Annotated in this window: 19 protein-coding genes and 1 pseudogene; 9 read left to right on the top strand and 11 right to left on the bottom strand. The window is 46.5% G+C overall.

Annotated elements, in window-relative coordinates; all coding sequences use genetic code 11:
• Nucleotides 1-47: 47 nt before the first annotated feature.
• Nucleotides 48-689 (top strand): LON peptidase substrate-binding domain-containing protein, encoded by a 642-nt coding sequence (locus tag MIC7113_RS29930; RefSeq protein ID WP_015185937.1) that lies wholly within the window; start codon nt 48-50, stop codon nt 687-689.
• A 104-nt stretch (nt 690-793) separates the two neighbouring features.
• On the opposite strand, the gene pheA is transcribed toward MIC7113_RS29930, so the two are convergent.
• Complete coding sequence (gene pheA, locus MIC7113_RS29925; protein ID WP_015185936.1) at nt 794-1,657, bottom strand: prephenate dehydratase; 864 nt, start codon at nt 1,655-1,657, stop codon at nt 794-796.
• A gap of 296 nt (nt 1,658-1,953) precedes the next feature.
• Here pheA and MIC7113_RS29920 point away from each other — a divergent pair, with 296 nt between their 5' ends.
• The gene (locus MIC7113_RS29920) at nt 1,954-2,535 is read left to right on the top strand and encodes a DUF1997 domain-containing protein (protein WP_015185935.1); all 582 of its coding nucleotides are present in this window, start codon (nt 1,954-1,956) and stop codon (nt 2,533-2,535) included.
• Between the two features lie 56 nt (nt 2,536-2,591).
• On the opposite strand, the gene MIC7113_RS29915 is transcribed toward MIC7113_RS29920, so the two are convergent.
• From MIC7113_RS29915 to MIC7113_RS29905, 3 genes are all read right to left on the bottom strand, one after another.
• Nucleotides 2,592-3,254, bottom strand: coding sequence for a ribonuclease HII (locus MIC7113_RS29915; protein WP_015185934.1), 663 nt, complete (start codon nt 3,252-3,254; stop codon nt 2,592-2,594).
• 57 nt (nt 3,255-3,311) lie between these two features.
• On the bottom strand, nt 3,312-5,366 hold the full coding sequence (locus MIC7113_RS29910) for an Rne/Rng family ribonuclease (protein ID WP_015185933.1): 2,055 nt from the start codon (nt 5,364-5,366) through the stop codon (nt 3,312-3,314).
• A gap of 514 nt (nt 5,367-5,880) precedes the next feature.
• Nucleotides 5,881-7,065: a cysteine desulfurase family protein gene (locus tag MIC7113_RS29905; protein WP_015185932.1), complete on the bottom strand. Its 1,185-nt coding sequence runs from the start codon at nt 7,063-7,065 to the stop codon at nt 5,881-5,883.
• Between the two features lie 385 nt (nt 7,066-7,450).
• Here MIC7113_RS29905 and MIC7113_RS37005 point away from each other — a divergent pair, with 385 nt between their 5' ends.
• Entirely contained in the window at nt 7,451-7,621 is a 171-nt protein-coding gene (locus MIC7113_RS37005) for a hypothetical protein (RefSeq protein ID WP_015185931.1), read from the top strand.
• Between the two features lie 126 nt (nt 7,622-7,747).
• On the opposite strand, the gene MIC7113_RS35635 is transcribed toward MIC7113_RS37005, so the two are convergent.
• A protein-coding gene (locus MIC7113_RS35635) for an IS5 family transposase (RefSeq protein ID WP_390464414.1) occupies nt 7,748-9,177 on the bottom strand; the annotation gives its coding sequence in 2 pieces (ribosomal slippage) (nt 7,748-8,755 and nt 8,758-9,177; 1,428 coding nt in all).
• On the opposite strand from MIC7113_RS35635, the gene MIC7113_RS37000 reads away from it, so the two are divergent.
• Nucleotides 9,127-9,297: a hypothetical protein gene (locus MIC7113_RS37000; protein WP_015185931.1), complete on the top strand. Its 171-nt coding sequence runs from the start codon at nt 9,127-9,129 to the stop codon at nt 9,295-9,297. The two genes, MIC7113_RS35635 and MIC7113_RS37000, sit on opposite strands and share 51 nt — an antisense overlap.
• 126 nt (nt 9,298-9,423) lie before the next feature.
• Here the strand turns inward: MIC7113_RS37000 and MIC7113_RS35630 are convergent.
• The 6 genes and pseudogenes from MIC7113_RS35630 to MIC7113_RS29865 all read right to left on the bottom strand — a co-directional run bounded on the left by MIC7113_RS35630 (nt 9,424) and on the right by MIC7113_RS29865 (nt 19,319).
• A protein-coding gene (locus MIC7113_RS35630) for an IS5 family transposase (RefSeq protein ID WP_390464412.1) occupies nt 9,424-10,865 on the bottom strand; the annotation gives its coding sequence in 2 pieces (ribosomal slippage) (nt 9,424-10,431 and nt 10,434-10,865; 1,440 coding nt in all).
• Between the two features lie 121 nt (nt 10,866-10,986).
• Nucleotides 10,987-11,174, bottom strand: a pseudogene (locus MIC7113_RS35160) (transposase); the annotation flags it as partial.
• A 14-nt stretch (nt 11,175-11,188) separates the two neighbouring features.
• Nucleotides 11,189-13,294, bottom strand: coding sequence for a serine/threonine-protein kinase (locus tag MIC7113_RS29880; RefSeq protein WP_015185930.1), 2,106 nt, complete (start codon nt 13,292-13,294; stop codon nt 11,189-11,191).
• Between the two features lie 284 nt (nt 13,295-13,578).
• Nucleotides 13,579-15,699 carry a serine/threonine-protein kinase gene (locus MIC7113_RS29875; RefSeq protein ID WP_015185929.1) on the bottom strand — a complete coding sequence of 707 codons (2,121 nt, stop codon included), beginning with the start codon at nt 15,697-15,699 and terminating at the stop codon, nt 13,579-13,581.
• A gap of 168 nt (nt 15,700-15,867) precedes the next feature.
• On the bottom strand, nt 15,868-18,270 hold the full coding sequence (locus MIC7113_RS33990; protein ID WP_015185928.1) for a protein kinase domain-containing protein: 2,403 nt from the start codon (nt 18,268-18,270) through the stop codon (nt 15,868-15,870).
• A 173-nt stretch (nt 18,271-18,443) separates the two neighbouring features.
• The gene (locus MIC7113_RS29865; protein ID WP_015185927.1) at nt 18,444-19,319 is read right to left on the bottom strand and encodes a WD40 repeat domain-containing protein; all 876 of its coding nucleotides are present in this window, start codon (nt 19,317-19,319) and stop codon (nt 18,444-18,446) included.
• Between MIC7113_RS29865 and MIC7113_RS38815 the strand changes: the two genes are divergently transcribed.
• The 5 genes from MIC7113_RS38815 to MIC7113_RS29845 all read left to right on the top strand — a co-directional run bounded on the left by MIC7113_RS38815 (nt 19,312) and on the right by MIC7113_RS29845 (nt 22,329).
• Nucleotides 19,312-19,443, top strand: a complete 132-nt coding sequence (locus MIC7113_RS38815; protein WP_256374785.1) for a hypothetical protein — start codon at nt 19,312-19,314, stop codon at nt 19,441-19,443. The two genes, MIC7113_RS29865 and MIC7113_RS38815, sit on opposite strands and share 8 nt — an antisense overlap.
• 142 nt (nt 19,444-19,585) lie before the next feature.
• The gene (locus MIC7113_RS29860) at nt 19,586-20,041 is read left to right on the top strand and encodes a CAAD domain-containing protein (protein WP_015185926.1); all 456 of its coding nucleotides are present in this window, start codon (nt 19,586-19,588) and stop codon (nt 20,039-20,041) included.
• A 207-nt stretch (nt 20,042-20,248) separates the two neighbouring features.
• Entirely contained in the window at nt 20,249-20,782 is a 534-nt protein-coding gene (gene folK / locus MIC7113_RS29855) for a 2-amino-4-hydroxy-6-hydroxymethyldihydropteridine diphosphokinase (RefSeq protein ID WP_172642298.1), read from the top strand.
• A 66-nt stretch (nt 20,783-20,848) separates the two neighbouring features.
• Nucleotides 20,849-21,397 (top strand): NUDIX hydrolase, encoded by a 549-nt coding sequence (locus MIC7113_RS29850; RefSeq protein WP_015185924.1) that lies wholly within the window; start codon nt 20,849-20,851, stop codon nt 21,395-21,397.
• A 74-nt stretch (nt 21,398-21,471) separates the two neighbouring features.
• A complete protein-coding gene (locus MIC7113_RS29845) occupies nt 21,472-22,329 on the top strand; it encodes an ADP-ribosylglycohydrolase family protein (RefSeq protein WP_015185923.1) in 858 nt (285 codons plus the stop codon).
• The last annotated feature ends 2 nt before the right edge of the window (nt 22,330-22,331 follow it).

The following is a 22,331-nucleotide window of genomic DNA, read 5'->3' as shown; positions in this document are numbered from 1 at the left end:
CGTTAAAGTAGGTAAAGAAGCGCAGTTACCTTTTTGATTAAGGCACAATGGCATCCTCCTCATCAATTGCTGTTAGAGAACTCCCCCTGTTTCCACTGCCAGAAGTGGTCCTTTTTCCTGGGCGTCCTCTTCCTCTACACATCTTTGAATTTCGCTACCGAATCATGATGAACACGATTTTGGACAGCGATCGCCGATTTGGGGTGTTGATGTGGGACCCAGTTCAAGGCCAACCCGCTGCTGTTGGCTGTTGTGCTGAAATTATTCACTTTCAGCGTTTGCCCGATGATCGGATGAAAATATTGACATTAGGGCAGCAGCGATTTCGGGTTTTGGAGTACGTCCGTGAAAAGCCCTATCGTGTAGGTCTGGTGGAATGGATTGAGGATCAGCCACCCGAAAAAGACCTAAGAATCATGGCTAGAGATGTTGAACAACTCTTGCGTGATGTGGTACGCCTTTCTTCTAAGTTGACCGATCAGAGAATTGAGTTACCCGACGATTTACCCGATCTACCCAGAGAGTTATCTTACTGGGTTGCTAGCAATCTTTACGGCGTAGCATCAGAACAGCAGGCGCTTTTAGAGATGCAGGATACCGTAAAGCGTTTAGAACGTGAAGCCGAAATTCTGACCTCAACTCGCAATCATTTAGCAGCCCGTACAGCTCTTAAAGATGCCCTGAAATAAGGCGTAACATCTAAGTATAATAATCACCTATAACATAAGACTTCAAAAAGTATCAAAGAGGCGCGATATATCACGTCTCTTTGCGCTTTTATTCTTATTTACTATTAATCTTGACACCTGTCTGTAGGCTCAATCACTAAAACTCTATAGCTGCCAAAAATTTTGAGAATTTCTGTATGAGTGGCTAATTCTGCAAGAGCCAATTGAACAGCCGATTGAGAGGCATCGGCTTCGATATCAATAAAAAAAAGGTACTCACCGAGCGATCGCTTCGTCGGTCGAGACTCAATCCGGCTCATGTTAATCCCTCTCGTCGCCAAGACTTGAATCGATTCTACAAGCGCTCCAGGTCGATTAGCAGGCAAGCTAAAAGCCAGTGAAGTATGAGTGCCGCCTAGTGAGGGCTGCTTCCCCAGAACCCAAAATCGAGTACAGTTATCGGGATAATCATTAATGGTAGACGCCAGGATCGGCAGATTGTAAAGCTCTGCTGCTCTTTGAGATGTAATCACCCCCGCTGTATAGTCTTCGTCCAAATTTTGTAGCGCCTCTGTTGTGGAGTTCGTCGGTACTAACTGTGCTGATGGTAGAGACGTTTCCAGCCACTTCTGACACTGAGCCAAAGCTTGTGGATGTGAATAAACGGTTTTTATTGCCTCTAGAGATGAACCTCGTGACAGCAGAGCATGTCTGATGGGTAACACCAGTGCTTGTTGAATTTGCAGTGTCTCCAATTGCCACAGGGAATCTAGTGTAACCGCAACACTGCCCTCGATTGAATTTTCCACCGGGATAACGGCAAGATGAGCTTCCCCCTGAGCCACCGAACGTATGGTTTGGGCAATGCTGGGGCATGGGCATAGCAGCGGTGGACTAACCGTTTCGCTGGCAAGAGTGTGAGCGTAAGCTAAGGCAGCCGCTTCTGTATAAGTACCAGGGGGGCCGAGATGGGCAATAGAAATGGACATAGACTAAGAACTCACAAACTCAGTAAACACTTCTTTTTACTGGTCTGGGCAATACGCTGTCAACATTGCAGGCCAGGGAATAAACCAGCAAAACCCTATATCCCTCCAACCGCTTTTCTCGGAAGATGACGTGTTGTTATATGAATATTTATGATCTAAGAATTCATAAATATTGATTTATGCATAATCACTTGAAACCACAATACCACTTCAAAAAATAAAAAATTCCTTTCAAAGAGTTAAACTTTGTAAAATAAGATTAATAAAGCCGCCTTAAAGCTGAAGGCTTTTTCCCTATGAACACCCAGTTTGTTGCATCCCAATCCGTTGAAATTACTGTACCGGAAGAACCCGTTCCCATTCAGCACTATTTACGTCAGCCCCAACGCCTAGTTCATGCGATCGCAGACCCCAATTTGATTAAGCCAATCAGTCAGGAACGGTATCAATTGCAACTACGCCCGTTAAATTTTTTGTCCTTAACCTTTCAGCCGACTGTCACGCTGAAAGTATGGGCAGACGCTGATGGTACCGTTCATCTAAGCTCTGTAGGCTGTGAAATTCGAGGACTGGATTATATTAATCAACGATTTGCTCTCGACCTTAAGGGAAAACTCTATCCAGTGCAAAACGACGGAGTCACTCAACTTAAAGGCAAAGCGGATTTAAAAGTAAACGTTGATATACCCCTTCCCTTTTCCCTGACTCCTCGACCCATTTTAGAAACAACTGGCAATAGCTTGCTCAAAAGTGTTTTACTCAGGATTAAACAAAGATTAATGCATCAGTTATTGTTGGATTATCGTCACTGGGCAAACCAAGATGCACCAATCCTGATTCAGGCTCAGGCAACAGAAGCTTTTACCGCAAAGGGTTGAAGGTTAGAAGTTGGAATATTGACAACACCGATTAACTGACTCAGCCGCCACTGACCTTAAAACCCGACTTGGCAGGGACGGAAGGACATACGGTGTAGGGGTGAAGGGCCGTATTGTTGCAGCGCTAATCGATGTCGCAGTGTTCCATAACCTTTATTGGTGACCAAATCATAATCTGGATACTTGACAGCTAAACGAATCACGAGTTCATCGCGCCAAACCTTAGCCACAACACTAGCAGCGGCGATTTCCAGCGATCGCTGATCGCCCTTCACCATTGTTTGTTGTGGCAAAGGCAAGTTGGGAAGACCGTGGTTACCATCAATTAGACAAATATCGGGCTGTACTTTCAGCTTTAGAATCGCCCGTTTCATCGCTAGCAAGGAAGCTTGCAAGATATTAATTTGGTCAATTTCTTGCGACGTGGCATAGCCAATTCTCCAATCTAAGGCTAACCGTTGAACTTCCTTCGCCAGCTTTAATCGTCGAAGAGGGGACAACTGTTTGCTGTCTTTGACACCAGCCAGAGCAAGTTGCGGCAGAACCGAGACGGGTAAAATGACCGCCGCCGCCACCACTGGGCCAAATAAAGCACCCCGTCCCACCTCATCTACACCAGCAACTAATCTTGGATTACCCGATAAATCAGGTAACTCACAAAAATTGGATTGCCCCTGAGACTTCGGGGGCAGAACGAGTCCGGTTGTGTCTATCGGCATCCTTTCCGCTCCCTTTCTTCTCAAATCAAGCTTACCCCTGCGAGGCACGATGTCCGTTTAACTAGCCGTCGAATCCTCACCATCGGTAGCCGAAGAACGACGGCGACGGCGGCGGATCAAAGGACGGTTGCTGTCTGATTCACCCATATCGGTCGAGTCAGATGGCACTTCTAACTCAGATGTCTCAGCCGATGACGTTACCCGCAATGGCTCTGATGTCTCTACGTCCTCATAAGTGGAAGCCGCCGCAGAGGATCGAATCACAGGCGCTGAGTGTGGCGCTGAATCGGACGTTACGGCAAAGCTGGATGGCGCAGAAGACGATTCGGCAAATTCCTCGTTGTCCTCTTCGGTTTGATCGGCTTCTCCAGGCAGTACCACTGAAAGAATCACTGATTTAGGGTTTCGGACTTCTCTATTCAACCGCACCAGTGGAGAAATTCCCATCAAAGCATAAACATCTTGTTCCTCTGGGGACATCTCGATAGCTACGACTTCGGGTGGGTCTATCTCTTTAGGGGCTTTGATGAGCTGCGGTTTTACAGTGCGTTCCCCTAGTTCTAAAAGCTCACTTTCTGGCGCTGCTTCTGATTTCCCGGAGAGGATAGGCGTTGGGCGAGGGCTTACGCTTACCTTGGTCAGTGATTCCTCCTTGGCTACGGGTTCATCGAGACGACGACGGCGGCGACGGCGGTTATTGGGATTATTGGGTAGTCCCCGTTCTTGATAGCTGGGATGATGCACCAAGTCTACGTCCTCGGCGTCATCGACCGGAGAGAGATCGAGGGGTTCAGGAATTTCGGGTGTCCGAGGTTCCCGGAGTATAGCCGGAACAGCTGGCTCAACAAATTCCTTGGCTGGGCGTTCGCGTTCTGCCTCACCGGGAAGCCGAACTGAATGCCCTAAACCTCCACAGACAGAACAAGTTTGACTAAATAACTCGTAAATATTTTGACCCTGACGCTTGCGGGTGAGTTCGACTAAGCCGAGTTCCGAAAGTTGGGCAATCTGCGGTCTAGCTTTGTCTGATCTCAGAGCTTTGTTGAAGTGTTCTAATACCTGCAACTGGTCTCGCCTGGAGTCCATGTCAATAAAGTCAACGATAATCACGCCCGCTAGGTTACGCAGGCGCAATTGGCGAGCAATTTCTGTGGCAGCTTCACAGTTTGTCCAGAGTACGGTTTCTCGTGCCGTTGCCGATCGCGTGAAGGAACCTGAGTTAACATCAATCACCGTCAGGGCTTCCGTCGGTTCGATGATAATGTAACCCCCTGAAGGCAAATCAACTCTGGGTTTGAGTGCTTCTCGAATCGCCGCATTCACCCGGAAGTAATCCAGAATCGAAATGCGATCGCGATGATGGTCAATTAAAACCCCTTCCGGTGATCGACCTCCACTCCAAGTCAGCAAGTGCTGCTTAACTCGCTTGACTCCTGTATGGGAATCGACCACGATTCGATTCACATCCGCCGTATACATATCCCGCAGGACGCGTTGAATAAAATCATCATCACGGTTCAGTAAGGCGGGTGCCCTCGTGGAATTAGCTTCTTGCTGGATGGATTCCCACTGTTTTTGCAGAACTTCCAAATCCTCGATAATTGCCTCTTCTGCTCTCCCCTCGGCTTCGGTACGCACCAACAGTCCCATGCCGGCGGGTTTAATCAAGACGGCAAGCGCTCTCAGGCGGTTGCGTTCGTTATCGTTCTTAATCCGCCGGGACAAATTGACACCCCGTCCATAAGGCATCAGTACCAAATAACGACCGGGTAAGCTGATATTGCCAGTCAGCCGGGGGCCTTTATTGCCCGTCGGCTCCTTCATCACTTGAACTAAGACTTTTTGTTGGGGAGTCAGCAGTTCGGTAATCGCCCCCGCACTGCGTTTCAGACGCAAAGGCCCTAAATCGGTGACATGAATAAAGCCATTTCGCTCTGGGTCACCAATGTTTACAAAAGCCGCATCTATCCCCGGTAAGACATTTTCTACAACACCGAGGTAAATATCACTCACTTGGTGGTTACCGGTTGCCACCACGAGTTCTTGAATTTGATCTTCCCAAAAGACAGCAGCAAGACGGTGTTGCTCTGCAATAATAATTTGCTTTGGCATTCAATTTCCTCAAAAATTGGCAGCAAGCTTAGGTACTGAGGCTTTCTGTCCCTCTTGCTTCGGCTACCCAAGATAACTGTGTCAATAACTGTGTATGCGAAATCTCTAGCTTCATCTAGAAAAAATAGAGCTTTTGAACCCAAGAGTGACTGAATATAACTGACACTCCTGTTGGTCAAATTTTCCTAATCGAGTGATTATCCAATAACCTACCCTTCCACAAAGGGCAAACCTTGGAATTTTAAAGGCGTGAGCAGAAAAACTGGAAGAGCGAACCAGTTGCATTCAGTATCTACTGCTAGTTTACAGGGGTGAAGACCTCTGGAACTTTGATCAGCAACTATTCCTGATCAGCAACTGTTCCTATGATGGTGTATTATACCGCGCTGTTCCTCAGATGCCACTACATTTGAGTGAGTAGCCGCGCTCTCGATATATTCGCGCCCTTCCTAATATTGCCGCCCTTCGCCTCACGCTGGCGACATTTGGCTTGACCCTTAACCAATACTTTACTTCATTTTACCGTTTTCCGAAAACTGGCAGCTTGTGATTGTCGCAGAGACTGAATCGTGGCGATTGCGTGTTGAGCGATACAATCCATTTCCTCGGCTGTATTACAGCGCCCGATCCCAAATCGTACCGAGGCATAAGCCAGTTGTTCCGAGTGCCCCAGAGCTAATAGAACATGAGAGGGAGCTGTTTTGACGGAGGAACAAGCCGCACCTGAAGAAACCGCTACCACAGACTGCAATCCCAAGAGCAGCGCTGAACCATCAACGTCTTCTATACTAATGTTAAGATTTCCTGATAGTCGCTGAGTCGGATGACCGTTGAGATGAATTCCCTCCAGTTGACTCAATGGTTGCCATAAGCGATCGCGTAACTGAATCAGGCGTCTTGACTCTGTTTCCCGTTCTTCCATCCCTAATTCCACCGCCTTAGCCAACCCCGCAATTTGAGGCGTACATAGCGTACCAGAGCGCATTCCCCGTTCGTGTCCACCGCCATGAATTTGGGGGGATAACCGAACTCTAGGCTTACGGCGTCTGACATATAATGCCCCAATTCCCTTTGGGCCATAAACCTTATGGGCGGTTAGGGACATTAAGTCAATTTTCATCTCCTCGACATCTAAAGCTATTTTCCCAATTGCTTGAGCCGCATCCGTATGAAAAAGCACTTGATGCTGTCGGCAAATTGTCCCGATTTCTGCCAACGGCTGTAATACTCCAATCTCATTATTCGCTGCCATCACCGACACTAAAATCGTATCGGGACGAATCGCCTTTTCTAAATCTGCCAAATCAATTAATCCATCTCGCTGCACAGGCAGAAACGTCACCTCAAACCCCAAAGATTGGAGGTACTGACAGGGGTCAAGAACGGCGTTATGCTCAGTTTGAACCGTAATAATGTGACGCCCTTTGCTGAAATAGGCTTCAGCGACACCCTTAATCGCTAAATTATTCGCCTCTGTGGCACCACTGGTAAAGACAATTTCTTCCGGCGTGGCGTGAATAGCATCTGCCAAAATAGATCGTGCACGTTGAACGGCGGCTTCCGCCTCCCAGCCGTAAACATGACTGCTGCTGGCGGGATTGCCAAAATGTTCTTTGAAGTAGGGCAACATCGCCTCTAATACCCGTTCATCGAGGGGCGTGGTGGCGTGGCAGTCGAGGTAAATGGGGCGATGAGACATGGCGATCGGCGGATGAGTTGACCCAGATTCTTGAGTATACTCAGAACCTGATATAGTTCATTTTCTCGTTTCCTCCTGGGCTTTGCTCATGATTTCAGCTCGTTGTAAAGGTAAAGGGAAAGAAGGAAAGGATTAACTCTTAAGAAACACATTCTCAAACCCTTATAGTTGAATGATTTCAGCTAATTGTGTTTCTTCCATCTGTTGGGGATGCGCGAAGCGTCCCTTGGAGGCTCAGATCTGTCTTGAAAGGCAGAAGGCAGAAGGCAGAAGGCAGAAGGCAGAAGGCAGAAGGCAGAAGGCAGAAGGCAGAAGGCAGAAGGCAGAAGGCAGAAGGCAGAAGTGAAGAAGAATCACTTTCATTGTTTGCTGTGAGCAACAGTTTATGGAGAGTCTTGCACCAGTTGCCGACAGGTTGAAACCTGCGGCTACACAAACTAAGTCCGCCTACGCGGACTACGTAGAAGTAAGGGTTTTAGAGCCTGCGGAGGCAGGCTTCGTTTGTATAGCCCCAGACTTCCAGTCTGCGGGTGATGAGGTGCAAGACAAGATCTGACTAAAGAAGTCTAGGTAGGGCTTGCTGAATAAGTCGGCGAAAAACAACCGATGGATTAATCAGTTATTTAATCCTGGAATAATAATGAGCTTTTGTTGTTGTTAATTCCCACAAGCATAAGCCGAATTAATAGTTATCGAGAAAAAAGGCGTGATGTTGTGTATTGCACAAAAAAAGACAAAAAAACTGCCGTAGCAGGGTGGAAAGATTCATGACTAAAAAAGTGATAGCAATAGCCGTTTGAGAAGTATGAGGCAGTTTAGCCATGACGCGATTCAAGCTAAATCTTCGCTTTGAGATGCCAAATTTTCCTTCAATAGCATTGCGAACCTTCTCGTCGTCTAAGGCTTGTTTCTTTTTGTCTGAGCTGACATTAGCTGGAGGTCTGCCTAAGGGGGGGCCACTTATTCTAATCCCTCTTTCTTTACAGAATGCTCGATTCTCGCGATTTCGATAAATTCTATCTACATGTACTGATTCGGGATAGACTCCTGTGTGCTGTTTAAATGCTTCTATTTGGGCTTTTAAGTCTCCGGCTTCATTAAAGTTATCCCAGCTTATACGGTCTAAAAAGACATATCCATCTCTGACGCTTGCTGCTAGTTTAGCTCCAAATTCTACAGGTTTTCCGGCTTTTCCTCTCACAATTGGACGGATATGGGGCTGACTTAAACTGACTATTCTGTCGTCAATTCTCTGGGCTTTATTCTCATACATCCATTGCTGTTGACGGTAAACTTCCGCCACCACCAGCAAGCTCTTATATTGAGAGATGCTCAAACCCTCAAGTGCTTCTCCTGTCTGAAGGAGCTGGTCAATGTGTGATAAATTTCTTTTTATATATTTCAGTTGTTTTTTTATAGCTTTTCTTCTCTCTTTTCTTGACGATCTCCGTTTTTTGGCGACTTTCAAGTAATCTTTCCGAGCGAGGTTTCTATAAGTTTTTGGCTTTTTCTTTAGTCTCCCTTTTAGGGGCTTATAGAGAGTATCTATTATCTTTTCCGTTTTGACTCTGGCTTGATTTAATAGACCCAAGTCATTGGGATAGCTGATATCTCCTGGCGCACAGGTAGCATCCAGAATTAATTTCCCTTGATTCGGGCTTTCTCTTGTTTCTTGCCTTTCTGAGAGTGAGCTTTTTTTTTAGATTCCTCCTCTGTTTCTTCCTGAATCTTCTTTACCATTCTTTGATTTATTTGATTTACTAAATCAACATTTATCCTTTCTCTAAATCTTACCAAAAGTGAGGCATCATAAGGGGCTTCGTTGCTGTAATGCTTTCTCCCTATAAAGTATTGTAAGTAAGGGTTTTCTTTTATTTGTTCTACTGTTTCCCGATCGCTTATTCCTAATCTTTCTTTGATTATTAATGAACCCAATGCCATCCGAAATGGCAGCGCAGGTGCCCCCATATCAATAGAAAAAATTTTGGCGTATTCCTCTTCAAATTCATCCCAGGGTATCAGATTTGCCATGATTACCCAACGGTTTGTGAGCAACAGTTTATGGAGAGTCTTGCACCAGTTGCCGACAGGTTGAAACCTGCGGCTACACAAACTAAGTCCGCCTACGCGGACTACGTAGAAGTAAGGGTTTTAGAGCCTGCGGAGGCAGGCTTCGTTTGTATAGCCCCAGACTTCCAGTCTGCGGGTGATGAGGTGCAAGACAAGATCTGACTAAAGAAGTCTAGGTAGGGCTTGCTGAATAAGTCGGCGAAAAACAACCGATGGATTAATCAGTTATTTAATCCTGGAATAATAATGAGCTTTTGTTGTTGTTAATTCCCACAAGCATAAGCCGAATTAATAGTTATCGAGAAAAAAGGCGTGATGTTGTGTATTGCACAAAAAAAGACAAAAAAACTGCCGTAGCAGGGTGGAAAGATTCATGACTAAAAAAGTGATAGCAATAGCCGTTTGAGAAGTATGAGGCAGTTTAGCCATGACGCGATTCAAGCTAAATCTTCGCTTTGAGATGCCAAATTTTCCTTCAATAGCATTGCGAACCTTCTCGTCGTCTAAGGCTTGTTTCTTTTTGTCTGAGCTGACATTAGCTGGAGGTCTGCCTAAGGGGGGGCCACTTATTCTAATCCCTCTTTCTTTACAGAATGCTCGATTCTCGCGATTTCGATAAATTCTATCTACATGTACTGATTCGGGATAGACTCCTGTGTGCTGTTTAAATGCTTCTATTTGGGCTTTTAAGTCTCCGGCTTCATTAAAGTTATCCCAGCTTATACGGTCTAAAAAGACATATCCATCTCTGACGCTTGCTGCTAGTTTAGCTCCAAATTCTACAGGTTTTCCGGCTTTTCCTCTCACAATTGGACGGATATGGGGCTGACTTAAACTGACTATTCTGTCGTCAATTCTCTGGGCTTTATTCTCATACATCCATTGCTGTTGACGGTAAACTTCCGTCACCACCAGCAAGCTCTTATATTGAGAGATGCTCAAACCCTCAAGTGCTTCTCCTGTCTGAAGGAGCTGGTCAATGTGTGATAAATTTCTTTTTATATATTTCAGTTGTTTTTTTATAGCTTTTCTTCTCTCTTTTCTTGACGATCTCCGTTTTTTGGCGACTTTCAAGTAATCTTTCCGAGCGAGGTTTCTATAAGTTTTTGGCTTTTTCTTTAGTCTCCCTTTTAGGGGCTTATAGAGAGTATCTATTATCTTTTCCGTTTTGACTCTGGCTTGATTTAATAGACCCAAGTCATTGGGATAGCTGATATCTCCTGGCGCACAGGTAGCATCCAGAATTAATTTCCCTTGATTCGGGCTTTCTCTTGTTTCTTGCCTTTCTGAGAGTGAGCTTTTTTTTTAGATTCCTCCTCTGTTTCTTCCTGAATCTTCTTTACCATTCTTTGATTTATTTGATTTACTAAATCAACATTTATCCTTTCTCTAAATCTTACCAAAAGTGAGGCATCATAAGGGGCTTCGTTGCTGTAATGCTTTCTCCCTATAAAGTATTGTAAGTAAGGGTTTTCTTTTATTTGTTCTACTGTTTCCCGATCGCTTATTCCTAATCTTTCTTTGATTATTAATGAACCCAATGCCATCCGAAATGGCAGCGCAGGTGCCCCCATATCAATAGAAAAAATTTTGGCGTATTCCTCTTCAAATTCATCCCAGGGTATCAGATTTGCCATGATTACCCAACGGTTATCTTGTGATAACTTTCCCTCAAAGGGCAGCTCAAAGTTTTCCGGTGGGGTCGGGCTTGAGGAAGCTTTTCTGTACATTTTCCCTGCTCTTGGTACAAGGATTTTGTGGGATTCTACCAGATTTCCTGGGAGCTGAACAACTTTCAAGACCGCTCAAACTATTTATAGCTAAGGGTTTCCGGTTTTTACAGCAAACCCTAACTAAATTGGCATTTATTCTTTCTCTGAATCTCACTAAGAGTGAGGCCTCATACGGCGCTTCGTTGCAGAGGGTGTGTTTGACAAGAGAAAGTATTGTAGGTCAGGGTTTTCCTTTATTTGTTCTACTGTTTCCCGATCGCTTATTTCTAACCTTTCTTTAATTATTAATGAACCCAATTTAATGCGATCGCATTTCCACCCTAGCGCGATCGCCAAACCTCAATTGTCCCATCCTCGCTACCCCCACTCACCAGGGTTTTCCCATCAGGACTGAATGTGAGAGTATGAATTGGGTCAGAAAGTCCGGAGATAGTATTTTGCAGTTTTCCTGTCTGGAGATTCCAAAGCTTGATGCTCTTATCCTTAGTCCCACAGGCGAGAGTCTGGCTATCAGGACTAATCGCGATCGAGTCAACAATGCCTAATTTACCGGAGAACGTCTTCATCGGACTGCATGACGATGCATCCTTACAACCCGTTAACAGATTCTCCAAGTTCCACAAATTAATTTGGTCATAACTCCCACTGACCAGAGTTTTGCCATCTGGACTGAAGGCAACGGAACGCACAACCTGACCTGAAGGGCTAGATAGAGTAGTAATGAGCTTACCTGTGGGCAAATGCCACAACTTGATGGTTTTATCATCGCTAGCATCGGCAAGGGTTTTTCCATCCGGACTAAATGCCACAGCATAAACCCAGTTGGAATGTCCAGAAAGCGATCGCACCTGTTTCCCCGTGCGTACATCCCAAAGCTTAACAGTCTTGTCCGCACTACTACTCGCAATAGTCTGCCCATCAGGACTAAAGGCAACCGACAACACGTAGTCAGAATGTCCAGACAGGGGACGCAGAAGTTGTCCCGTTTTCAAATTCCAGAGTTTAATCGACCCATCTTTACTACCACTGGCTATTATCCGTCCATCGGGGCTGATGGCAACCGACATTACCTTATCCTGATGTGCGGGCAAGGTTTTCAGGGGTTTTCCATCGGGCATACTCCACAACTTGATTTTTTTGTCAACACTTCCACTGACCAGAATTTGCCCGTCTCGACTGATGGCAACGGAGTAGACTTCGTTGGAATGCCCGATGAGAGTGTTCACGGGTGAAGTCTTGTGTCCACTTGCGGATAACTGATTAGTGTTCACAAATTTGACATTGGGCAATTTGTAAAATCCCACAGTCAATGCTGTAGCTGCCACAAGTCCTGCACCAATGCCCTTGAGCCAATAGGATTTCTTATCAAGGGTACTTATAGGCGCGTTACCTGCTTGTACCTCGTTTTGAACAGGTGCTGAAGTGACTAACGGCTTAGAGGATAAGGGTTGAGGTGGTAGTGTTGCCGTAACACCGTATGCAGTTGAGGCGGGAGGGTTGGTTAAGGTGTAGGTGCCAGACGTATCGCCATAGTTTGACGGATTCTTCAGTGAGGCAATCGCTTGAAGGGCTTCTGTTGCCGTTTGGAAGCGTTGGCGATAGTCGTAGCGCACCATTTTATCTAATACATCCGCCAACGGCTGACTCACCTCTACGTCAACGTCCACTGGCAGCGCTTCGCGATCGCGCCATATAATTTCACTGGTTCTGGGGTCTTCGGGTAGCTGATTGGCTGGTATTCCTGTAAGCGCCTGAATCCCCAGCATCCCCACAGCATAGATATCACTACAAAATCGAGGTTTACCGCTGAGTTGTTCGTTCGGCATGAAACCGGGCGAACCAATTGCTACTGTTAACGTTGTCTGTCCTTCAGGATGAACAATCTGAGTGCTGACTTGTTTGACCGCCCCAAAGTCAATCAGGACAATTTTACCGTCCTGTTTGCGCCGGATTAAATTCGAGGGCTTGATATCTCGATGAATAACACCCTTGTCGTGGACAAACTCTAAGATTTGTAAAATTTCCTGCAACAGGGCGATAACCTGGGTTTCACTCAACCGCTTGCCAGCAGGGAGTTCCTGCTTGAGTTCACCGCCATCAATGAATTCCTGAACCAAATAAAACTGTTCATCCTGCTCAAAATCCGCTCTAATATCAGGAATTTGAGGATGGTCGCCCAACTGGTAAAGAACTTTGGCTTCCCTCTCGAACAAAACTCTTGCAGTTTGCAAGGTATCTGGATTTTTAGACTTGGGCTGGAGTTGCTTAACAACACACGGCGAGTTACTTGGTTGCTGTAAGTCTTCGGCAAGGTAAGTCTGACCAAACCCCCCGCCTCCCAAGTGTTGGATAATTTGGAAGCGATCGCAAAGAATTTTCCCGATGATGGCGTTTGCGCCCTGGCTATTAAGAGTGTTTCCTTGCATGACCTTGATGCAGTGGCAGATTATAGGGAGCGAGCTAAATGTGTATTTATCAAGAAATATTAAAGGAGCTTTAACTTTTGCAGTCTAAAGATTGGAGCGATTTGACTGACTTACTGACGTAAAATGCACCTTATATTTTTGCAGTCGTAGATTACAGGGACTTACGGATTCGTAATCAAAACTACTTGCTAGTGTAGCTTGGACAGTTAGGAAATTTAAAGGCTGGCGCGATCGCCTAAAAAATAGATTTCTTGCAAAATCCCCCTCTCCCAGTAATATCTAGGCTATGGCACTCGCCAAATTTTAATCGTCTCATCCTTGCTGCTACTCACAAGTGTCTGCTCATCCGGACTCAAGGCAAGGGAATAAATCGGTTCTGAATGCCCTGGCATAGTCCGCAGCACCTTTCGAGTCCTGACATCCCATAGCCGAATGGTTCCATCACGACTGCCACTCACGAGAGTATGTCCATCAACTCTATAGGCGACAACATTAATCGACGCTGAACCAACTGGCAAACTTTGGATGAGTTTTCCACTGCCCAGATTCCACAGCCTAACGACTCCATCCTCACTGCCACTGGCAATTGTCTTTCCATCGGGACTGATGGCAACAGCGAAGACGCGGCGAGAATCAGGGGGGGTAAGCGTGTGAATTAACTGCCCCGTCTTAATTTCCCAGACCTTGATGGTATTATCATCGCTACCGCTAACGGCAGTTTGTCCATCTGGGCTGATAGCGAGGGAGTTAACGATGATGGAATGTCCAGCAAAAAAGTTCTGGAGTTCCCCAGTTCTCAAATTCCCAATCGTTATATAGCCGTCGGCATTGCCACCCACAAGCGTCTGACTATCGGGGCTAATCGCTAACGCGCTAATCCAATACGATTTTTCGGAAAGAGTGTGGAGTAATGTTTTAGTGTCGAGATTCCAAACCTTGATACCGTTGTCCTCACCCCCACTAGCAAGACTTTTACCATCTGGGCTGAATGCGATCGCTCTAACTGCTTTTGAACGCTTATCGGATGATGGAGGTCTCTTCAGTGTATTTCTCAGTTTCCCGGTCTGTAAATCCCACAATTTGATGGTTCCATCCTCACTTCCACTCGCAAGAGTTTTGCCATCTGGGCTAATAGCCACAGGACTAAAAGAGTTTGAATCTCCAGGAAGGGTTTTTGAGAGTGATATCCTTTGTACCCATTGACTTTCTGCCAATGACATGGTATATCCATAAACGTGGTAGATACCAAAGGCCAGACTTACGGAAGCAACAATACCTCCACCAATCGCGATCAATTTACGATATTTCTTACGGGACGAAACCAAAGGTGTGATAGTTTCATCAGCAATTTGCCCGTCTGATAAGTTTCCCAAAGTTTTTGAAGTTGGCTGTTGCTGGGAGTGTAGCGCTTGTGTCAGTTCTTTGGATTCCATCGTATCCGTCGGCATATCGGAAACTAGAGGAAGCCGAGGGTAAGTTGCGGTAGGTTCAAAGGGGTCAGCCGATTCGGTGAAGCTAACTTCAGAGATAGAGGCTGTTGTTGAGCCACAGTAAACCATGGTGAGTTGTTCAAATGCTTGCAGTGCCTCTGTCACCGTTTGGTAGCGCTGGCGGTAGTCGTAGCGCACCATCTTATCTAAAACATCTGCCAGCTCAAGGCTGGTTTGTACCTGTTGGGGCGGCATGTTGTGCAGCCACTTATCGCGCCAGAGAATTTCACTCGTCCTGAGGTCTTGTGGTAACTGACTGGAAGATAACCCTGTCAGAGCTTGGATACCTAATACCCCAACAGCATAAATATCACTACAAAATTGGGGTTTGCCGCCCAGTTGCTCGTTGGGCATGTAACCCGGTGAGCCAATTGCTACGCTGAAACTGGTGTTTCCTGAAGGGTTAATGGCCCCAGTCGTGACTTCTTTGACGGCTCCAAAATCGATCAGAACAAGCTTTCCATCTTGCCTTCGCCTAATTATATTGGCGGGTTTGATATCGCGGTGAATCACATGTTGCTGATGGACAAACTCTAGTATTTGCAAGATGTCTTGACAGAGGACAATGACCTGGGCTTCAGTTAAGCGCTTACCTCGTGGTAATTCTTGCTTGAGGTCGTGACCTTCAATGCATTCCTGAACCAGATAAAATTCTTGCTCCTGCTCAAAGTGAGCCAAAAGTCGGGGAATCTGGTCATGGTTGCCCAACTTGTACAGAACTTCAGCTTCCCTATCGAAGAAACGCTTTGCGGTTTGTAACGTCGATGAGTCAGTAGACTTAGGCTTAAGTTGTTTGACGACGCATAAAGGGTTGCTAGGTAGCTGTAAGTCTTCGGCAAGGTAAGTTTGACCAAAACCGCCGCCTCCGAGATGTTGGACAATATGGTAGCGACCACTTAGAGTTTTTCCCAACATGGTATTATGTGCTGTCCCTAATGATGAAAGGAGTTTTAACTGTTGCAGCCTACGTATCTCAACCAGATCACCAAGATAGGTACTTTAATGCGATCTGCACTGTGCAGCAGCGCTTCGCGATCGCATTTCCTATCCTAAGGCGTTCTGCGCTTCGCTCTTCTCGCTTCGCTATCGCCAAAGCTCAATTTTTCCATCCTCACCGTTAGTCACAAGGGTTTTACCATCGGGACTGAACGCGAGTGATTCAACCGAAGTTGAACGGTTCGAGATGGTAATTCTTGGTTCTCCTGTGGATGCATTCCACAACTTGATTGTATTTTCGCGATCGCTACCCGTCGCTAAAGTTTTTCCATCGGGGCTGATGGCGAGGGACTGAACCCAGCCGCCATTAGATCCAGAGACGATTTGTGTAGGGCGGCACGGCTGTACCCCTTTACAACCCTTCAAAAGATTCCGCAGATTCCACAGACTAAACTTACCCCAATTGCTTCCACTAACAAGGGTTTCACCATCTGGCGTCATGGCGAGGGAAGGAATAACATTGCCTGAAGGGTCAGAGATGGTGCTAATCAGGTTACCAGTGGGCAGATGCCACAGGTAGATTTTGTCAGCACCGCTGACAAGGGTCTGCCCATCGGGGCTGATAGCGACCGATACTACAAAATATGAAAAACCAGTAAGCGTGCGGATTTCCTGCCCAGTCTCAAGATTCCACAGCTTGACGGTCTTGTCATTACTACCACTGGCTATCAACTTTCCATCCGGACTGATGGTAACAGACTGAACGATGTCTGAATGTCCTGTGAGGGTACGCAGGAGTTTTCCTGTGTCCAGATTCCATAGCTTAATAGTCTTGTCATCACCACCACTGGCTAGCCACTTTCCATCCGGGCTGATAGCAGCGGAGCGAATGCCTTCTGAATGTCCCGTGAGGGTACGCAGCAGTTGTCCTGTACCCAGGTTCCATACTTTGATCGTTTTGTCTTCGCTGCCACTAGCTATCAACTGTCCATCTGAACTAATAGCAATGGAACTAACCCTCTGTGAATGACCCATGAGGGTGTTAGCCAAAGCAATTTTTTCAGAGTTATTCCAGGCATTAGATGTGTTACGCAAGACAGGCGGGGACGCTGAAATGGGAGGACGCGGAGATATTTCAGAAGCAGATTGCAACCCCTTCTCTAATGGAGCTAGTGAATTTGCTGATTCAGCTTGAGATTCAGACCCTTGAGACTTCTGTTTTGCAGGCTCCACTTGGGATACCTTCTGCTCCACGTTCCCGTTTTCCGGCGTCTTTGCGTTATTTTGTTGAACGTGGGAAATTCCCACTGCCAGAGCTAGAGCTGTGACAATACCTGCCCCCATCGCCATCAACCTAGAAGATTTCTTCCGGGACTGAGAAACCAAAGGCTCAGTCGTTTCGTTACTAACCTGTGTCTCCAATAAAGTTGCCGAGACATCTGGAGTTGGCAGTTGCTGGGAAGGTGGCGCTTGTGTGGGTTCATCGGCCTCGATCGTGCTATTCAACGGTGAACTGGGCACTTGCGCGGGTCGAGGGTACGTTACAGTTGATTCAAACGGGTCAGCCGCTTCCATTGTGCTGTTCAACGGTGAACCGGGCACTTGCGCGGGTCGAGGGTACGTTACAGTGGATTCAAACGGGTCAGCCGCTTCGGGAAGGGGATATTCAGAGGCAGCAGCGGTTGTTGAGGATGAGTAAGCATTGGTTAGTCCTTGAAATGCCTGTAATGCATCTGTTGCGGTTTGATAGCGCTGGCGGTAGTCGTAGCGCACCATTTGATCTAACACGTCTGCTAACTCAGAGTTGGTTTGTACCTGTTGAGGCAGTTTATTGGGGTGCCACTGATCACGCCAAATAATTTCCAACGTCTTGGGGTCTTCTGGCAACTGGCTCGGCAGGACTCCTGTAAGCCCTTGGATACCCAGCATTCCCACTGCATAGATATCACTACAAAATTGGGGTTTGCCTCGGAGTTGCTCATTCGGCATGTAACCTGGTGAACCAATTGCCACGGTTAAACTGCTATGCCCTTCAGAGTTAACACTGTGATTCGTGACCTCTTTAACGGCTCCAAAGTCAATCAAAACCAGTTTGCCATCATGCTTGCGCCTGATGATGTTAGCGGGTTTGATATCGCGGTGGATTACATCTTGTTGATGAACAAACTCTAAGATGTTTAAAAGTTCTTGGCAGATGGCAATGACTTGGGTTTCGCTTAACCGCTTACCTAGTTGTAGTTCTTGCTTAAGATCGTGACCTTCAATGAATTCCTGAACAAGATAAAACTCTTGCTTCTGTTCAAAGTGAGCCAAAAGTCTGGGAATCTGGTCATGGTTACCCAACTTGTACAAAACTTGGGCTTCTCTATCGAATAAACGTTTTGCTATCTTTAACGCCAGCGGATTGGTAGATCTAGGTTGGAGTTGCTTGACGACACATATTGGGTTGCCAGGTAACTGCAAGTCCTCGGCAAGGTACGTTTGACCGAAACCTCCACCTCCAAGGTGTTTGACGATTGTGTAGCGACCACTTAGTGTGATTCCCAGCATGGCGTTGATGTTGTGGTAGTGGGGTGGGCAGTAAATCCCTTACCTACACTAATTTGGCAAGTGAGTTTTCCAATTGCCAAGGTTTGGCCTATTTTTATAGATTTTGCTTGATGCTAATGGCTGAGGCGATCGCACTCTACAAAAATCTCACACGCTTGATTGCTGTAGAAGTATCAAGGCATTTCCCACCACTTAATCACGCTATTACGGCTACCACTGACAATCATTCGTCCATCTGGTGTCATCCCAACCGATAAAACGGCTTCGACATAATCAGTAAAAGTATGAATTTTTTTGCCTGTCTTTAAATCCCACACCTTGACCGTTTTATCATTCCCACCACTCACTATTTTCTGACCATCGGGTGTTATGACAACACAGGTTACACCATCAGCATGAGCCGTGAATGTGTGTAGTTGTTGACCTGTAGCAAAGTCCCAGATTTTAATCGTTTCGTCGATGCTACCACTAACAATCAATCGCCCATCGGGGCTTATTGCAACAGATGTGACACCGGCAGTATGACCCGTAAGTTTGCCAATATCACCGACCTGAATCGTTGCGTCAGCACAAGCACTCACGATTGTTTGCCCATCAGGCGTCAACGCAACCGAATAAACCCAATCTGAGTGAGGGGTAAGAGTGCGAATTTCTTGCCCAGTGCTTAAATCCCACACTTTGATTGTGGTGTCTCTGCTGCCACTCACTATTGTTCTTCCATCGGGTGTTATGGCAACAGAACAGACTGTATCTAAATGTCCCTCAAGAGTTTGTATTTCTTTTGCACTCTTAAGATTCCAGAGTTTAATCGTCTTGTCCGAACTGCCACTGACAATAGTTTTGCTATCAGGCGTGATGGCGACACAATAAACCCAATCCGAATGTCCTCTCAGGGTGTACTGTTGTTGAGCCGTGTGTACGTCCCACACTAAAATCGTCTTATCTGCACCACCGCTGAGTAGCGTATGACCATCCGGCGTGATGACTACAGAGTATACAGAAGCCCTAGGTACAGCCAGCCAAAGCCCTAGGGTATGTTCCATGTCCATAAAAAATTTGCCCTGTGCTGAGCCAATAGTAGGATTTAGTCGATGCCAGAAGCAGCAATGCCTGCACTACTCCATTCAAGAATATAAGCCTTTAGAGGCATGGCGTTTTTGTCTGGCGCATTGAAACTGAGGATGAGAGACTCGGCTGAGAGTATTTATTATCTCTAAAAGGTAACAAAATGAATTGACAATTGTGTCAATGTTCTGCTGATAGTAAAGACATTGCTCAGCACAGAGTTTTTAGTGGTCATTTACGAAAATCGATTATGAATCCTGAAACGGTAAGACCAGACTCGTCAGATTATATCGCTGCTGAAGTTGAACAACCCGAAGTCATAGAAGTTAATAACGGAGGAACGAAGCTTTTGTTGCCCTCAGATTCGCCCACAGAATCCTCTAATGCTCAATGGAAGCAGTATGGGGAACGAGTAGCCACCTTTCTACAAACTTTACCCGGTTACGTTACCCGCTTTTTTGCGGAAAACAAGGGGCCGTTGGGAACTATTGCTCTGATCGTCGGCTCTTTGGTCACGGTCAAACTAATTTTAGCTCTGCTGGATGCGCTGGATGACATTCCCTTAATTGCACCGACATTGGAGCTGATTGGCATTGGTTATACAGCTTGGTTTATTTACCGCTATTTACTGACAGCTCCCAACCGCCAAGAGTTATCTGATCAAGTTAAATCCCTGAAAAATCAGATTTTGGGTACAGATAGCTAACAGTCTAAACCTACGACTGTTCACTCACAATTGCTTTGAGCGCTCAGGAGGTTACGGCGCATTTTGGCTTTCTCATTGCAACCTTGACGTTGACCGCTTAGCCCCATGGGCGAGGATAATGGCATGGGAATGGCTCTCATCAGCCAACTTGTGTCTAATTCCGTTTGGGTTGCATTCAACGGCTTGCGCCGTAAGCCTCCAATCCGTATGAAATCTGAACAATATACGTTAGGACAGTTTTCGCCAAGCACGATTGCCCCAGCTAGTATACAGAGCGCAATCGCTCTGGGTAGCAATCTCGGTGACTCCCGTACCATCCTCGAAAGCGCTCTCGAAATCTTAGATCAAACCCTAGGAATCACCTTAAAAGCCCAGTCCAGTTGGTACCAAACAGCGCCCGTTGGTCCCCCCCAACCGGATTACCTCAACGGCTGTGCCTTGCTAGAAGTGCAGCTTACGCCACAAGAACTGTTAGCAACTTTACTGAAAATTGAAGTCCAATTTGGTAGAGTCCGTCAAGAACGCTGGGGGCCGAGAACCCTGGATCTGGATTTATTGCTGTTTGATGACTTAATCCTAAATCTACCCCATCTTCAACTGCCCCATCCTCGCCTCACAGAACGGGCATTTGTCCTCGTACCTTTAGCGGAGATTGCGCCCGATTGGATTGAGCCAGTTTCCGGACAATCGATCGCACAACTGGTACAAAGGGTAGACTGTTCAGGAGTCCGCAGGCTTTGAATTTCAAGGTTCATCTAAAAGCAATTCAGGCTTTTAATTTTCCAAACCACAACCTTTTAACTGTTTATGCTAATCGGTCGCGAACCCCCTCAATTACTGAAACAACGCCTGGTTTATCAGGGTCGTAAATTTAGTTTTGAAGTCAGCAACCTCCGTCTTCCCAACAATTCACGGGGAGATTGGGAATGCATTCGTCACCCAGGTGGTGCCCTGGCTGTACCCGTAACACCCGATGGCAAACTGATCCTATTGCGGCAATATCGCTTTGCCCTGCAAGGACGTCTTTTAGAGTTTCCCGCTGGAACTGTAGAACATCATGAATCTCCAGAGGACACCATCAAACGAGAAATTGAAGAAGAAACGGGCTACCGTGCCCATAAATGGCAAAAATTAGGTAAATTTCCGGTCGCACCCGGTTATTCAGACGAATTCATTTACGCCTTTCTTGCTCAGGATTTGGAAAAGCTGGAAGCGCCACCCAATCGAGATGCGGATGAAGATATGGAAAACGTGTTGATGACGCCTCAAGAGTTAGAGGAAGCCATCCTAGCAGGAGAACCCATAGATGCCAAATCTATCTCCAGCTTTTTCCTAGCACGTCCTTTCCTGAAATAGTCCTTTCCTGAAATATAAATTCTGCCAACTCGATCTGATACAACTGAGGAAAATTCATTAGGTAAGTTTATTCAATGTTGCTGGAGTTGGCAATCGGGGATGCTTATGGCGCTGGCTTTGAATACGCGGATAGCGAATTGGTTCAGCGTGACAACGATTTGAGCCGTTATGTACAGCATCCCCGTCATCAAATCAAACCGGGTTGCTACACTGACGACACCCAGATGAGTCTTGCGATCGCAGAAACGTTAGTCGCTGGGGAACCTTGGACACCAGAAGTTTTGGCTCATCGGTTCGTCACCACCTTTAAGCGCGATCCGCGAGAAGGCTATGCCGGAAAGTTTTATCGCTTTTTGCTCCAAGTCCAGGATGGAAAGCAGTTTTTAGAGAATATCACTTGGACGAGTGATAAAAGCGGTGCGGCGATGCGTGCGGCACCGATTGGCGTTTTACCAACGATTGAGCAAGTGATTGAAGCCACAACCATCCAAGCCGCAATCACCCACAACACACCCGATGGAATCAACGCTGCGATCGCCGCCGCCTTGATGTCCCATTACTTTATTTACCAGTTGGGCGAAAAAAAGGAACTAGGGCAGTTTCTCGAAACTCACGTCTTTGGTGAATGGTCAAAACCGTGGCAGGGAGAAGTCCGATCAAAAGGCTGGATGAGTGTCAGGGCGGCGATTACGGCTGTCATGCGGAATGATTCCCTCAGCGAACTGCTCAAGGATTGCATCGCCTTTACCGGAGATGTGGATACAGTCGGTGCGATCGCACTTGCCGCCGCTGCCTGTAGCCATGAAATCACGCAAGACCTTCCCGATCATCTCATCGACGGGTTAGAAAATGGCACCTACGGCAGGGATTATATTATCCAACTCGACAAGCAACTGATGGCTCGACGCGAACCCGATTTGGCAAACGTTTAGAG

Source organism: Allocoleopsis franciscana PCC 7113 (genome assembly GCF_000317515.1).
Taxonomy (GTDB): Bacteria; Cyanobacteriota; Cyanobacteriia; order Cyanobacteriales; family Coleofasciculaceae; genus Allocoleopsis; species Allocoleopsis franciscana.
Note: the sequence above shows the minus strand (reverse complement) of the source record. Positions and strands in the feature narration are given on the sequence as shown.